Annotated in this window: 16 protein-coding genes; 4 read left to right on the forward strand and 12 right to left on the reverse strand. The window is 67.8% G+C overall.

The window, feature by feature from the left end:
• The first annotated feature begins 12 nt into the window (after nucleotides 1-12).
• Nucleotides 13-489, forward strand: coding sequence for an SH3 domain-containing protein (locus Q333_RS0107920; RefSeq protein WP_029416212.1), 477 nt, complete (start codon nucleotides 13-15; stop codon nucleotides 487-489).
• Nucleotides 490-572: 83 nt separating this feature from the next.
• Here the strand turns inward: Q333_RS0107920 and Q333_RS0107925 are convergent, their stop codons facing one another.
• The 9 genes from Q333_RS0107925 to Q333_RS0107970 all read right to left on the reverse strand — a co-directional run bounded on the left by Q333_RS0107925 (nucleotide 573) and on the right by Q333_RS0107970 (nucleotide 6073).
• Entirely contained in the window at nucleotides 573-1208 is a 636-nt protein-coding gene (locus tag Q333_RS0107925; protein ID WP_029416213.1) for a S24 family peptidase, read from the reverse strand.
• A gap of 233 nt (nucleotides 1209-1441) precedes the next feature.
• Nucleotides 1442-2056 (reverse strand): hypothetical protein, encoded by a 615-nt coding sequence (locus tag Q333_RS0107930; RefSeq protein ID WP_157072401.1) that lies wholly within the window; start codon nucleotides 2054-2056, stop codon nucleotides 1442-1444.
• A 211-nt stretch (nucleotides 2057-2267) separates the two neighbouring features.
• Complete coding sequence (locus Q333_RS0107940) at nucleotides 2268-2585, reverse strand: hypothetical protein (RefSeq protein WP_029416215.1); 318 nt, start codon at nucleotides 2583-2585, stop codon at nucleotides 2268-2270.
• Nucleotides 2586-2831: 246 nt separating this feature from the next.
• Complete coding sequence (locus Q333_RS0107945; protein ID WP_029416216.1) at nucleotides 2832-3791, reverse strand: IS1595 family transposase; 960 nt, start codon at nucleotides 3789-3791, stop codon at nucleotides 2832-2834.
• 57 nt (nucleotides 3792-3848) lie between these two features.
• Nucleotides 3849-4280, reverse strand: coding sequence for a hypothetical protein (locus tag Q333_RS0107950; RefSeq protein WP_029416217.1), 432 nt, complete (start codon nucleotides 4278-4280; stop codon nucleotides 3849-3851).
• Nucleotides 4281-4369: 89 nt separating this feature from the next.
• Nucleotides 4370-4726: a hypothetical protein gene (locus Q333_RS0107955; protein ID WP_029416218.1), complete on the reverse strand. Its 357-nt coding sequence runs from the start codon at nucleotides 4724-4726 to the stop codon at nucleotides 4370-4372.
• A gap of 49 nt (nucleotides 4727-4775) precedes the next feature.
• A complete protein-coding gene (locus Q333_RS16950) occupies nucleotides 4776-5147 on the reverse strand; it encodes a hypothetical protein (protein WP_051651197.1) in 372 nt (123 codons plus the stop codon).
• Nucleotides 5148-5213: 66 nt separating this feature from the next.
• Nucleotides 5214-5606, reverse strand: a complete 393-nt coding sequence (locus tag Q333_RS0107965; RefSeq protein ID WP_029416220.1) for a PaaI family thioesterase — start codon at nucleotides 5604-5606, stop codon at nucleotides 5214-5216.
• Entirely contained in the window at nucleotides 5603-6073 is a 471-nt protein-coding gene (locus tag Q333_RS0107970) for a PaaI family thioesterase (protein ID WP_029416221.1), read from the reverse strand. The genes Q333_RS0107965 and Q333_RS0107970 overlap by 4 nt, the downstream gene beginning before the upstream one ends.
• 59 nt (nucleotides 6074-6132) lie before the next feature.
• Between Q333_RS0107970 and Q333_RS0107975 the strand changes: the two genes are divergently transcribed.
• Nucleotides 6133-7158 (forward strand): ligase-associated DNA damage response exonuclease, encoded by a 1026-nt coding sequence (locus Q333_RS0107975; RefSeq protein ID WP_029416222.1) that lies wholly within the window; start codon nucleotides 6133-6135, stop codon nucleotides 7156-7158.
• Nucleotides 7159-7161: 3 nt separating this feature from the next.
• Here Q333_RS0107975 and Q333_RS0107980 read toward each other — a convergent pair whose 3' ends face one another.
• Genes Q333_RS0107980 through Q333_RS0107990 form a run of 3 tightly spaced genes read right to left on the reverse strand, consistent with a single transcriptional unit; the run spans nucleotide 7162 to nucleotide 11215 of the window.
• Nucleotides 7162-7713, reverse strand: a complete 552-nt coding sequence (locus Q333_RS0107980) for a chlorite dismutase family protein (RefSeq protein ID WP_029416223.1) — start codon at nucleotides 7711-7713, stop codon at nucleotides 7162-7164.
• A 50-nt stretch (nucleotides 7714-7763) separates the two neighbouring features.
• The gene (trpE, locus tag Q333_RS0107985) at nucleotides 7764-9290 is read right to left on the reverse strand and encodes an anthranilate synthase component I (RefSeq protein WP_029416224.1); all 1527 of its coding nucleotides are present in this window, start codon (nucleotides 9288-9290) and stop codon (nucleotides 7764-7766) included.
• Nucleotides 9287-11215, reverse strand: coding sequence for a peptidylprolyl isomerase (locus tag Q333_RS0107990; protein WP_029416225.1), 1929 nt, complete (start codon nucleotides 11213-11215; stop codon nucleotides 9287-9289). Before Q333_RS0107990 ends, trpE begins: the two co-directional genes overlap by 4 nt.
• Before the next feature lie 129 nt (nucleotides 11216-11344).
• Here Q333_RS0107990 and tpiA point away from each other — a divergent pair, with 129 nt between their 5' ends.
• Together tpiA and secG are read left to right on the forward strand one after the other, a co-directional pair.
• Nucleotides 11345-12088, forward strand: a complete 744-nt coding sequence (gene tpiA, locus Q333_RS0107995; RefSeq protein WP_029416226.1) for a triose-phosphate isomerase — start codon at nucleotides 11345-11347, stop codon at nucleotides 12086-12088.
• An 80-nt stretch (nucleotides 12089-12168) separates the two neighbouring features.
• Nucleotides 12169-12594 carry a preprotein translocase subunit SecG gene (secG, locus tag Q333_RS0108000; RefSeq protein WP_035294004.1) on the forward strand — a complete coding sequence of 142 codons (426 nt, stop codon included), beginning with the start codon at nucleotides 12169-12171 and terminating at the stop codon, nucleotides 12592-12594.
• Nucleotides 12595-12720: the final 126 nt, after the last annotated feature.

Genomic DNA, 12720 nt, shown 5'->3' on the forward strand with positions numbered 1-12720 from the left:
CAGGAGAGAGACATGTCGAAGATCGTGAACACCTCGCTGGCCACGGCCGCCGCTCTGGCCGCCCTGGTCACCGCTGTTCCGACGGCCTCCATGGCCCAGGCGAACGGAATCACCAACTGTGACGCTCCGGGTGGCCGTCAGGCCGTCGGCGCGGCAATCGGCGCTGTGCTGGGTGGTGTCGTTGGCTCCAACCTGGCCCGGAACGAGCGCACGGCCGGCACCATCGTCGGCGCCGGCGCCGGCGCGGCCGCTGGATCCTACATCGGCTGCAACCAGCAGCGCGCCCGGGCCAACGCCCAGGTGAACAGCTCTGGCGCACAGTACCGGGCCTCGTCGAACCTGCGCATCCGCTCGGGTCCGGGCACCAACTATCGCCAGGCGGGCAGCCTGCGCGCGGGCCAGCCCTTCACGGCCATCGGCTCGCAGGGTGAATGGGTGCAGATCGCCGGTGGCGGTTGGGTGAATGCCCATTACGTCCAGCCCTATTGAACCTGGGTTTCAACCGGGGTCGCGCGGCCTCTCAAGGCCAGTCAGGAAGGCCGTCTCGAAAGAGGCGGCCTTTCGGCATTGCGCTATTGGCTGACCCAGAGAATGCGCGCCATCCAGGCGATGTTGGAGCGCGGCAGCTCGCGCGGCGGATAGGCGGGATTGATCGAGACGAGGGTTGCCTGGCGCGGGGTGAGCGTTCCGAGCTCCTTGGCCAGAGTCTCTCCCGTTAAGGTGCGGACCACAATCCTGTCCCCCCGCCGGACATCGGTGCGGCTCCTATCAACCAGAACGCGATCGCCCTCGCGATACAGCGGCGCCATGGAATCCCCTGCGATGCGCAGGCTGAACAGGCTGTCCGTCGGGGCGGGGAGATCGGTCTGATCCCAGCCCTCGCCCATCGGCAATCCCGCATCGTCGAAGAAACCGTCGTGGCCGGCTTGGGCCATGCCGATCAGGGGCGCTGTGGCGACCCGCGGGGCGGCGTCATCCGCGAGCGCCGCGAACTCGGCTAGAGTTGTGTCGGTGACCTCAAGAATGCGGTTCAGGCTCTCGGTGGAAGGCCAACGGGGCCGGGGCGGTCGGCCGCACCCGAAGCGCTTGGAGGGGTTGAAAGCGGTCGGGTCAAGCCCGGCCTTTCGCGCCAGGCCCGACGGAGACAAGCCTTCGCGGCGCGCGAGGCCGTCCAATGCGGACCAAAGACGGTGATGAGAGAGGGGCATGATGAGCCGAATCATCGGCGTTCGATCGCCGCTCCATCTCATTACCCAGGAATGAAATCCTAATTATGCACTTTGCATACCAAGGAAAGAATCCTATGTTCCCCGAGCGTGACAGGCCGGAAATCGAAATCACTGAGGAGATGATCGAAGCGGGTGAAGCGGCGCTTTCCGCTTACGAGGGCGTTATGCCCTACGCTGCTTCGTTCGGTCGCCAGATCGTGGTTTCGATCCTCTCAGCCTCCCTCGCTGGCCAAGTGCGTTCCAATGCGACCGCAGAGGTCGATTAATCTCCAGAGATAGTTGTTGAAGTGGCTGGCGTAGGCGTCGATCTGCGCCCCTGTGTAGGCATAGCCAGTCATGGCCCAAGCCGGATCCTCAAAGCGGTAGGATTTGGGGATCTGGTTTTTCCGGGTCGCATACATCGCTGGAATGAGGAAGTAGCCCTGGTGCTGGGTCTCGCCGCCATCGGTCCTTGAAAAGCCGGTAACCACTCCGTGAGCGATCTCGTTGCGGCGGCCGACCATCTTGCCGATTTCATCAAGGGTCTTTTCGACCTCCGCATAGAGCGGCCCGCCAGTTTCACCGCGCAAAACCACAAGCGCGGCGGCCTTGACCATCTCGAGGCGCGCGCTGTTCGCTACGACGGTGCCGAAAGCCATAAATCCAGCCCGCTTTCGGGATGCGATTAGAGCCTCGAACAGCGTAGCGACCTGATCGTCCATCACCTCCCATCTGGACAGGGCTTGCCCTACGGCGTGGTAGATGATGCTAGGGCTTTCGTCCCCTTGCTCCAGAAAGGGCGCGACCGCCCATGCAGGCGGTTCCTGGGGCGGGTTCTTCGTCTTCAAGGGGTTCCTCATGTCATCAGGCGACAAGGACACGGCAGAGCGCCGTGATGAAGTTGTGAAGCGGATGCTGGCGACGCCGCCCGCCCCGCGTGTGTCGAAGAAGGGGCGCGAGCCGAAGCCCGCGCCGGAGGTGAAGGAATGAGGCTTATTCGATCAAGGCTCGCACTCTGGTTCGCCTACCGAGTGTGCCGCGTTCCGGTCGATTTGCGGGCTAGCTGGTTCGCAAAGCCATAAGCGTCACGAAATCCCTGTCTTGCAGCTTGCCCTTTGTCGCGTGACCTCTGGTCGTCGAGATGTTGATAACCACGAGCATATCTTCGTCGTCGTCGAAGGATGGCGCGGCGGCCCAAATTGATGTCGCAAGATCGGCGGATGACTTGCTTGACTGGATTAGAAACATCGAGGTCGGCTCAGCCCAGTGCTTAGGGCCGCCTTCTGCCCGGATGGCATCGGTGAGTTCGTTGTAGCAGCGGCTATACCGTTCCTCGGTGTTATAGTGGATGCGGTAGGCAACGATGAAAAGCGCCATTGACGGCTCCTGTGAAGCCGTGGCGCTTGACCCATAGACCCGACTCTCTGATGGTCGGGCGTGAACCACGGGCTGCCGCGCACACGGCAGTTGGTGAAAGCGGGTGAAGGCGGTTGCAGCCGTCTTCCCCGCACAACCCCGCGCACGATTCCGCGACCCACAAAAGAGCGCGAACCGCGTTCGTCCACAGTTTCACTTCACGATTTGTTCTTCCGTCTCCATCGAGCGAGACGGAGCGCCTGAAACCTAAACGTAGGCTTCGTCAGTCCGCCGATAGGTCAGCCGCTTCCCGACCGTCCCGATGATCGCCAGATCGGTGCGCATCGTGTCGGTGATCCCGAGCTTGGCGCGGGTGTTGTGGCGGAAGCCGAACTCGGTGACGTAGCGGTTCAGGTGCTTCTCTGAGCAGTGCTGATAGACGCCCTTCATGCCCTTCTTGAAGACGCCGAAGAAGCCTTCCGCGCTGTTCGTGTTGACGTCGCCACGGGCGTATTCGCCAGCGGAATGCTTCACCGTCTCATGGGAGACGAACAGGGCGTCAGCGCCTTTGTAAAGGCGGCTTTCGTCGGTGTGCAGACGCGAGGCGGGATGCACGTTCTCGGCCACGATCTTCTGGACGGCTTCCTTGTCCGCGACGGCAACGTGAAAGACCTTGGCCTTGCCGCCGCGCTCCACCAGGGCGACGACGGGGCGGCTGTTGCGGCGCTTGGTCTTTTTGAAGTCTGAACCGTCGGTGCGCTTCATGGGCGAGACGGCGGGCTTGCCGTAGTAGGTTTCGTCGGCCTCAACGATCTTGCCCTCGCCGCCTAGCGGTTCGGTCGTGGTATCGATCATCGCCTCGCGGATGCGGTGCGCCATAAACCAAGCCGTGCGGTAGGAGCCGAGGGCAAGTTCACGCTGGAGCTGGAGGGCGCTGATACCCTTCTTGCTGGCGCACATCAGGTGCGTGGCGAGAAGCCACTGATGCAGGGGAACCTTGGAGTCCTCATAGACCGTGCCGATGGTGGCGGTGAACGGCTTGCCGCAGGGCTTGCACTTGTAGAGGCCGGGGCGGTGCGACTTGCCTTGAAGCAGGGTCGATTGATCGTCACCGACCACGCCGCAATGCGGGCAGACGCGGCCATCGGGCCAACGCAGCTTCTCGAAGTGAGCGCGGGCGGCGTCCTCGTCGTGGTAGATCAGGTCTGAAATCGTTGCCTTTGCCATGTCCGAACCCTAGAGAATCGGGGCCGGTATGTAAAGTGCATAATTAGGAATGAAATCCTACTCCAGACCCGCAGCGCGTCGGTCCTGCCAAGCCCAGAACGTACCGACCCCGATGGCGATGAGGATGCCGTACCCGGCAAGGTTTAGGACGGTGTAAAAGGCTTCCATCGATGCAGCCTTCGCCAGAGGAAAGGCGACGTGCGCCGTGAGGACGACAAGTTGGCAAGCCGCTGCCCACACGGGCCAAGACCGGCGATAGCGCCAGGCCAGCCCGACGAAGACCGCGAGCATCGCCAGGTCGAGCAGGAATAATGGCCACTGAAAGCCCACATAGAGATGGCCATCCGGCTGCAGCAGCATGGCCGCCATCCAACCCAGCACCCAGGCACCCATGGCGAAGCGCTCTGGCTCGCCGCCTTTCCAGAAGGCGAACACGCCGATGAGCACCGCCGGGAGGAGGCCGAGTTGCGAGTAGAGGGTGTCCAGCATGCAAAAGCCCCCGCGCCGGATCGGCGCGGGGGCATGATGCTTCAAGTCTTCCTTACGGACTACTGAAGTCTGTTTACGTTACCGCGAATTCAGGCTGCGCGCCGATCGGCAATGTTCGACACGCCTTCAGGCGGACGGCCAGCATCCCAGTCGCCCGTCTTGTCGAGGATGCCCACAGCGTAGGCACCGAGGCCAAGGCGGCGGTGATCCTTGGCAAGTTCATGGTGGCAAGCCACCAGAGCGGCTCGGGCTTCCGAGAGAGCGGCGATGGCTGTCATGGCTTTGGCCTGAGAGTCCGCGGCCACGGTTGGCGACAGTTTCAAAATTGTGCGCGCGCCAATCATCGACTGAATGAGGGTCGTGGCCTGAGTGATCGCGGCGTCTACCGCCGCTTCAGTAGCATGCAGCTCGTCTGCCACACCGTTCACGACTTCCTTGCGATCCATGGTACTCCCCTTTCGCACCGAAATGGTGGTGAAGAGAACGTTAACACGTCTAGAGCGAACCAGCTAGGACTTTGTTAACTTCTGGCGGGGCGAAGGCCTTCACACCACCGCCATGCGGGGGCTCGTCCTCCGGCTTGTCGAGGATCCCAACCGCGGCAGTATCCAAGCCCATTTTGCGAGCCAGTGCTGCCAGAGTGTTGTGGGTGTCGACCATACGTGATCGGGCCTCGGTGAGAGCAGCAATGGACGCCGCGGCACCGTCAAAGGCCTTCTGACCCGTGACCGCCGACAAATAGGCTTCAGCCCGTGCGCTGGGGAGCAGGGCTGCGAGCTGTGCCGCTTCCGCAAGGGCGGCATCAATGGCCGCTTCTGCCGAATGAAGGCGCGCAGCGACAGACTCGCTGATTGAGTTCCTGGTCATGGCTTTCTCTCCGTGGTCAAAATCGATCGGATGAAAACAACCATAACGAGTGTTTGAGCGCAACGTCTAGCTGCAATCCAGCGAAAAATGTGCCGTCACGCTGGCGATGGGCTGGGCCGGGTCGTCCTGCCATGCCTCGGCGAGGACGTGGGCGACGCGGCGGCCGGCGCGCGAGATGCGGGCGCGGGCGTGCACGTCCTGCGGGCGGCCGGACCTGAGGTAGGCGGTCGTGACGGTGATGGGGCGCGGTAGGCGCAGGCGCGGCCAGATCAGCGCCACCTGGGCGATGGCGGTCAGTTCCAGCATGGCCGCCGTCGAACCGCCGTGCAGGGCGGGCAGCAGGGGATTGCCGATCAGATGGTCGGCGAAGGGCATGGTGACGGTGAGGACGTCGCCGTCGCGCGCCGTCTTCAGGCCCAGGAAGCGGGCGTAGGGCAGGGTGTCGAGAAGGTCGCTCACGCCGCGCGCTCCGATTTCAGGTTGGCGCCGATGCCGCGCCCTCCGTCGGAATTGATGACGTACGTCGACTGGGCGGCGGCGACCGGGTCCTTCGGATCGTCCTCGAAGGCCCAGGCGCGGACGAAGCCGATGGTGCGCGTCAGGCGATAGCAGCGGGCCTCCGCCAGCAGGTCCACGCACGGCCGGGCGGCGCGCATATAGTCGACGCGCAGATCCAGCGTGGCGATGGGACGAAAGCCGCCAAGCGCGACCCAGACGGCCAGGCCGCCGACGTGATCCAGCATGGCGGTGACGAGGCCGCCGGCGAAGACCTCGGTCTCTGGATCGCCGACGAGATCGGGCCGCCAAGGGGTCCGCAGACGGACGCGGTCGCCCTCTACGCCCTCGTACTTGAAGCCCAAGGCATGAGTGTGGGCGGCGCCCGACGCCAGCTGCGGCAGGATCTCGGTCAGGAACGGATCGCTCATGAGACCGTCCTTATCGGGCGCGATTGGCGGCGCAAGCGGCAAGGCCCATATCGGAAGCGATGATCAAGCCGGAAGACCTGCTCAGGCCCACGCCGGCCGGGCTGTATTGCCCGCCGGGGGATTTCTACGTCGATCCCGTGAGACCTGTTCCGAGGGCCGTGGTGACGCACGGGCACTCGGATCACGCGCGGTCGGGGCACGGGGCGGTGCTGGCGACCCCCCAGACCCTGGCCATCATGGCGGAGCGGTATGGTGAGGATTTCACCCGGCTGCGCCAGCCGGTGGAGTACGGCGAGACGGCCTCGCACGACGGCGTGGACATCCGGCTGGTTCCTGCGGGGCATGTGCTGGGCTCGGCGCAGGCCGTGATTACCTGGCGGGGCCTGACCATGGTGGTGTCGGGCGACTACAAGCGCCGACGCGATCCGACCTGCGCGCCGTTCGAGCCCGTGCCGTGCCACGTGTTCATTTCGGAGGCGACCTTCGGCCTTCCGGTGTTCACCCATCCGCCGGACGGCGAGGAGATCGGTCGGGTCATCCAGTCGCTGAGGCAATTCCCGGAACGGGCGCACCTGATCGGGGCCTATGCGCTGGGCAAGGCGCAGAGGGTGATCCGGCTGCTGCGAGAAGCGGGATGGGAGCGACCGATCTATGTCCACGGCGCGCTGGAGCGGCTGAACCGGCTTTATGAGCGCGAGGGCGTCGAACTCGGGCCGATCCTGCCGGCGACGGGGCTGAAGAAGGACGCCTTGGGCGGAGAGGTGGCGATCGCGCCGCCGTCGGCCATTCAGGATCGCTGGGCGCGGCGGTTCGCCGATCCGGTGCCGGCGTTCGCCAGCGGCTGGATGCTGGTCAAGGCCCGGGCGCGGCAGCGGGGGGTGGAGCTGCCGCTCGTGATTTCCGACCACGCGGATTGGCCGGAACTGACGGCGACCTTCCTGGAGCTGAAGCCTGAGGAGGTGTGGATCACCCACGGACGCGAGGAAGGGCTGCTGCGCTGGCTGGAGCTGAACGGCATGAAGGGTCGGGCGCTGCGTCTTGTCGGCTACGACGAAGAGGACGACGCGGAGGCCGAGGCGGCCTGACTGTCAGGCGACCCGGGTCAGGCGGATGTCCACCTCCCGCTCGACATAGGTCCATTCCGGCGTGGCGTGCAGCCGCACGAGTAGGGCGTCGAAGGCGGCCTCGTGCTCGGGCGCGAACTCAAACCAGGTCAGGAAGTCGAAAGGCTCGCCGAGGTCCCGCGAGTGGTGCAGCCGTCGGGCGATCTGGGGCAGGTAGTCCATGCCGATGGCGGTGTGACGCGACTGTTCCTCGAGGATGTCGCGGCGCTCGTCCTGGGCCAGGGCCCACCAGGCGTCGGCCTTGCGGACGGGGATCAGGGCGGCCCGGGTGGCCTCGGGTCGATCGAGCCCCGCCTGGCGGGCGCGCAGGGCCGTCAGTTCGGCCCGGTTGGCGTAGCGCACGTTGCTGGTCGTGCCTGACAGGCTCCAGACGCATGCCGTCGCTGCCTCCGGCTCTTCGGCGACGGCCAGGCGGGCGGCCGGGGCCAATGTGTCGCCGATCACCGACTGAACGGTCGTGATTCGCCAACGCCCCTCGTTGCCTGCGGTGAAGCGGACGGTGACGGACGAGCTCATGCAGGGGTCTCCGAATGCGCTCGACCTACGTCGGACAAGGCTCCGAAGTTTCAGTCCGGATCGTTCAGCGGGGCGCCCAGTTCGAAGCGCCAGGCGTCGGAGGCGGCGCGCATGGGGGCGCGGGCCTTGGCCTCGGTCTCGGCGTATTCGGCGGCCGGGTCCGAGTCGGCGACGACGCCGGCGCCGGCCTGGACGAAGACCTTGCCGCCCGCGAACAGGGCGGTCCTGAGCACGATGCAGATATCGGCCTCGCCGCCCGCCGAGATGTAGCCGACGCCGCCGCCGTAGCCGACGCCGCGCTTTTCGGCCTCCAGCTCGTCGATGATCTCCATGGCCCGGACCTTCGGCGCGCCGGACAGGGTGCCGGCGGGAAGGGCGGCCAGCAGGGCGTCGACGGCGTCGAGGTCGGCGCGGGCCCGGCCCTCGACGTTGGAGACGATGTGCATGACCTGGCTGTAGCGTTCGACGACGAAGCTCTCGGTCACGCGGACGCTGCCCGGCGCGGCGACGCGGCCGACGTCGTTGCGGCCGAGGTCCAGCAGCATCAGGTGCTCGGCGCGTTCCTTGGGATCGGCCAGGAGTTCGGTCTCCAGCGCCTTGTCCGCTTCGGGGCTGGCGCCGCGCGGGCGGGTGCCGGCGAGCGGCCGGATGGTGACGCCGCCGTCCTTGAGCCGCACCAGGATCTCGGGGCTGGAGCCCGCCAGCTGGAATTCGCCGAAGTTCAGGAAATAGAGGTAGGGCGAGGGGTTCTGGCGGCGCAGCGAGCGGTAGAAGGCGAAGGGGTCGCCCGCGTAGGGCGCGCTGAAACGGTGGCTGAGCACCACCTGGAAGATATCGCCGGCGGCGATGTAGTCCTTGGCCCGGGCCACCATCTCGCCATAGCCCGCGCCGTCGACCGGCGAACGGAAGGCGGGGGCCTCGGCGGGCGGAGCGGGCGCGCGGTTCAGGAGCGGGCGGCGGAGGGCGGCCTCGAAGGCGTCCAGCCTCGCTTCGGCGGCGGCGAGGTCGTGGACGAGGTCGCCGCCCGGCCAGACCGGGGCCATGACGACGATCTCGTGCAGCACGGAATCGAAGACGGCGATGACCGAGGGGCGGGTCAGGACCGAATCGGGCAGGCCGACGGGGTCGGGGTTCGGCGCGCCGAGCGGCTCCAGCAGGCGAACCATGTCGTAGCCGAACACGCCGAACAGGCCGGCGGCCATGGGCGGCAGGCCGACGGGGATGTCGAAACGGGTCTCGGCGATCAGGGCGCGCAAGCTGTCCAGCGCTCCGCCGGGCTGCGCCGTGAATCGACCCGCCGCGATATCGGGGCCGCGCGCGATCTCGGCGGCGTCGCCGTGGCAACGCCAGACCACGTCGGGATCGAGCGTGATGATGGAGTAGCGGCCGTTCAGGGCGCCGCCTTCCACGGATTCGAGCAGGAAGGCGTGCGGGCGACCCCAGCCGACCTTCAGATAGGCCGAGACCGGGGTCTCCAGATCGTCGACGATCCGCCGGTGGACCAGCACCGGACGGCCCGCGTTCAGAGCGGCGAGATGGACCTCGCGGTCCGGGTCGGCGCCGTCGGCTGGGCTCATTGGGCCGGGGCGGCGGGCGTGGCGGCGCCCTCTTCAGCCGGGGCGTCGACGCCCAGCGCCTGAAGCGCCAGGGCCGGGTCATTCTCGGCCTTGGACCTGGTCGCGGCGGCGTTGACCAGGAGCTCGCCGATGCCGGCGACGAACTCATCGGCGATGCGCGGGCGGATCTGGTCGGCGAAGGGGGCGCTGGCCGTGGCGTTGGCGGCGCGAATGGCGTCCACGCGGCCCACGACGAAGCTGGTCTCGGACGCCGGGCCGGTGAAGATCTGGTTGCGGCCCTGGCCGAACAGGCCGCGCAGGACGCCTTCGCCGAGATCGCTCTGGGCTTCTGCGTTCTGCTGGACGTTGGTGCGGGTGTTCAACGTGGCGCCGGCCGAGGCAGCCACGGCGCCGATGTCTTCGCCACCTCGCACGCGGGCGGCGAGGCGATCGGCCAGCGCCGACAGGCGGCGGGCGTTCTCGCGCTGGGTCCAGCGTTCGGCCAGCGGCGCGCGCACGTCGGCCAGCGCGGGCAGGGCGGCGGGCGTGATCTCGTCCAGGCGGACGACGAAATACTGGCCTTCGCCGGCGTCCACGACCTCGCTCTCGGCCCCTTCGGCCAGTTCGTAGGCGTTCTGAAGGATCTGCGGCGGGGCGTTCAGCGGCTGGCCGTCGGGCAGGCGGCCGTCCTGGGTGAAGGGCGGCAGCTGGACGACGCGGGCGCCGACCTCGGCGATGGCCTGCTGCAGCGTCTTGCCCTCGCCGCGCGCCTTCTCATAGGCCTCGACGCGCTCGAACACGCGGGCGCGGGCATCCTCCAGCTGGAGCTCCTGCACCACGGCGTCGCGGACGCTGTCCAGCGTGGCTTCCTGGCCCGGGGTGACGCCGGTCAGCTTGGCGACGGTGAAGCCGACGCGGGCCTGGATGGGGGCGGAGACCGCGTCAGGCTGCAGGCCGAAGACGGCGGTGGCGACGGCCGGGTCGGTCACGGCGCTGCGCGGCTGGTCGGCGTAGGGCACGGCCTGGATGTTGTTGGCTTCGGCGACGGCCTGGGGCGACTGCCCGGCGCGGAGCGCGGCGGCGATGCGGTCGGCGGCGGCGCGGTCGGCGACCGTCAGGGTCACGAAGCTGCGGCGCTCGGGCGTCGACAGGGCCTCGCGGCGGAAGTTGAAGCGTTCGACGATCCGCTCCTCGGACACGGCCGGGCGCGGGGCGTTGGGCGCGTCGGAGAAGACGATGACCGAGGCGATGCGGAACTCCGGCCGGCGCAGCTGGGCGGCGTTCTCGCTCAGGAAGGCCTGGAGCTGGGCGTCGGTGGGCGGCGGGGACGTGCCGGCCATGGCTTGCGTGACCGTGAACCAGCGGCCGTCGCGGGTCTCGAAGGCGCGGGCGGCGACCAGGGCGCCGTAGACGCGCGGCGCGCGCAGGCCGGCGGCGACGGCGGCGGCGAAATGCTCGCTGACGGCGGTGTCGCGGAACTCGTCCTCCAGCTGGACCGGGGTGATGTTCTGCTCGGACAGCATGCGCTGGTAGGTGGCTTCGTCGAATCGGCCGGTGATCTGGTCGAAGAATGCGGGGATCTCGCGGATGCGATCCAGGACGAGCGATTCGTCGACCCGGATGCCGACCTGATGCGCCCAATTCAGGAAGCCGAGGCGGCGCGTCTGGCTCTCCAGGTACTGGACGTGGGCGCCCTCGTTGACGAGGTCCTCAAGGGTGACGGGGCGGCCCTGCTCCTGCTGGATGTTGCCGCGGATGCGGTCGAAGTCGGCGCGGAACTGGGCGGGCGTCAGCGAGCGGTCGCCGGCGTCGATGACGTTCCTGGGGCCGAGGTTACCGAAGATGTCGGTCTGGGTTCCGCCGACGATGGCGAAGCTGAGGATCAGCAGCGCGAACAGGGCGATCGCCCACGGAGACTTGGCGAAGTCGCGGAAGCCGGAAATCATCGAAGGAAGGCCCGAGAGACGAACGGCGAGGAGCGCCACCCGCGCCTATAGGGGAGGGGACGGCGGGGCCGCAAGCGCCGAGCGGGCGGCGGGCTTGGCAGGGCGGGCCGCGCTGCCTAGGAAGGCCGCATGAAACAATCCGTGAAGATGATCGTCGGCAACTGGAAGATGAACGGTCTGGCGGCCGATCTGGCCCAGGCGGAAGCCGTGAAGACGGCGCTGGCCGAGGCGCCGACCGCGAACCGGGTGGGGCTGTGCTTTCCGGCGACGCTGATCGCTCAGGCGGCGTGGCGGCTGAAGGGCGGGGCGGTCGAGGTCGGGGGGCAGGACTGCCATGCGGCGGCCTCGGGCGCGTTCACGGGCTCGGTGTCGGCGAAGATGCTGAAGGACGCGGGGGCGTCTCTGGTGATCGTGGGCCATTCGGAGCGGCGGGCGGGCTTCGGCGAGACCGACGCGGACGTGGCGGCCAAGGTCGAGGCGGCGCTCCGGGCCGGACTGGAGCCGATCGTCTGCGTGGGCGAGACGCTGGAGGAGCGCGACGCCGGGCGGGCGGTCGAGGTGGTCACGGGGCAGGTGGCGGGTTCGCTGCCGGAGGCCCTGCGGGGCCAGGCCTTCGCCGTGGCCTATGAGCCGGTCTGGGCGATTGGCACGGGACGGACGCCGACGGTCCATCAGGTTGCGGAGATGCACGCGGCGATTCGGAGGGCGCTGGTCGACAGGCTGGGAGCCGCGACGACGCCGATCCTCTACGGCGGCTCGGTCAATCCGAAGAACGCGGCGGAGCTTCTGGCGGTGGACGAGGTCGGCGGGGCGTTGGTGGGGGGCGCGTCTCTGAAGGCGGACGACTTCCTGGCGATCGTGCGGGCTGCCTGAGCCGCGTTGCTCCGCCCCCGCAACGGTGATAGACGCCGCCGCTTGATCGGCGGGGGCCTCCGCCACACATAAGCGTCGCCATGCTCCAGACCATTCTCCTCGTCGTCATGATCCTGATCTCGATCGCCTTGATCGCGGTCGTGCTGCTGCAGCGGTCCGAAGGCGGGGCGCTGGGCATGGGCGGCGGGCCGTCGGGCTTCATGACCGCGCGCGGGGCCGGCAATCTGCTGACCGTGACGACGTGGTGGCTCGGCGGGGCGTTCGGCGCCTGCGCCATCGCCCTGACCATCGTCGGCAACATCGAGCGGTCGAACCAGTCCGTCGTGGACTCCGATGCGCTCGGCTCCATCGCCGTGGGCTCCGCCGCTCCGACCGAGACCGCTCCGGCCCAGACGGCGCCCGCGCCTACCGCTCCGGCCCAGCCGGCGGCTCCGTCGCTCGACGATCTGGAAGCCAGCCTGCCGACGGTCGGACAGGCGCCGGCCCAGCCGGCGCCGGCGCAATAGGTGACGGCGGGGCTCGCTCCCGCCGCCTCTCCCGCCCTCAGTGCCTCCGCCGCCCGGCCGTCGGGCGGGGCGGAAACATGTTTTCAACAGACGAAACGCCGAACGCCCGCCGGGGCGCGACCGAAT

The organism is Brevundimonas bacteroides DSM 4726 (assembly GCF_000701445.1).
In the GTDB taxonomy this organism is placed as follows: Bacteria; Pseudomonadota; Alphaproteobacteria; order Caulobacterales; family Caulobacteraceae; genus Brevundimonas; species Brevundimonas bacteroides.

Excerpts from the sequence above, each read along its gene's own strand:
- tpiA (WP_029416226.1), top strand. The coding sequence starts at position 11,345 with ATGAAACAATCCGTGAAGATGATCGTCGGCAACTGGAAGATGAACGGT.
- Q333_RS0107920 (WP_029416212.1), top strand. The coding sequence starts at position 13 with ATGTCGAAGATCGTGAACACCTCGCTGGCCACGGCCGCCGCTCTGGCC.
- Q333_RS0107925 (WP_029416213.1), bottom strand. The coding sequence starts at position 1,208 with ATGCCCCTCTCTCATCACCGTCTTTGGTCCGCATTGGACGGCCTCGCG.
- Q333_RS0107955 (WP_029416218.1), bottom strand. The coding sequence starts at position 4,726 with ATGGATCGCAAGGAAGTCGTGAACGGTGTGGCAGACGAGCTGCATGCT.
- secG (WP_035294004.1), top strand. The coding sequence starts at position 12,169 with ATGCTCCAGACCATTCTCCTCGTCGTCATGATCCTGATCTCGATCGCC.
- Q333_RS0107945 (WP_029416216.1), bottom strand. The coding sequence starts at position 3,791 with ATGGCAAAGGCAACGATTTCAGACCTGATCTACCACGACGAGGACGCC.
- Q333_RS0107975 (WP_029416222.1), top strand. The coding sequence starts at position 6,133 with ATGATCAAGCCGGAAGACCTGCTCAGGCCCACGCCGGCCGGGCTGTAT.
- Q333_RS0107990 (WP_029416225.1), bottom strand. The coding sequence starts at position 11,215 with ATGATTTCCGGCTTCCGCGACTTCGCCAAGTCTCCGTGGGCGATCGCC.
- trpE (WP_029416224.1), bottom strand. The coding sequence starts at position 9,290 with ATGAGCCCAGCCGACGGCGCCGACCCGGACCGCGAGGTCCATCTCGCC.
- Q333_RS0107950 (WP_029416217.1), bottom strand. The coding sequence starts at position 4,280 with ATGCTGGACACCCTCTACTCGCAACTCGGCCTCCTCCCGGCGGTGCTC.
- Q333_RS0107980 (WP_029416223.1), bottom strand. The coding sequence starts at position 7,713 with ATGAGCTCGTCCGTCACCGTCCGCTTCACCGCAGGCAACGAGGGGCGT.
- Q333_RS0107970 (WP_029416221.1), bottom strand. The coding sequence starts at position 6,073 with ATGAGCGATCCGTTCCTGACCGAGATCCTGCCGCAGCTGGCGTCGGGC.
- Q333_RS16950 (WP_051651197.1), bottom strand. The coding sequence starts at position 5,147 with ATGACCAGGAACTCAATCAGCGAGTCTGTCGCTGCGCGCCTTCATTCG.
- Q333_RS0107940 (WP_029416215.1), bottom strand. The coding sequence starts at position 2,585 with ATGGCGCTTTTCATCGTTGCCTACCGCATCCACTATAACACCGAGGAA.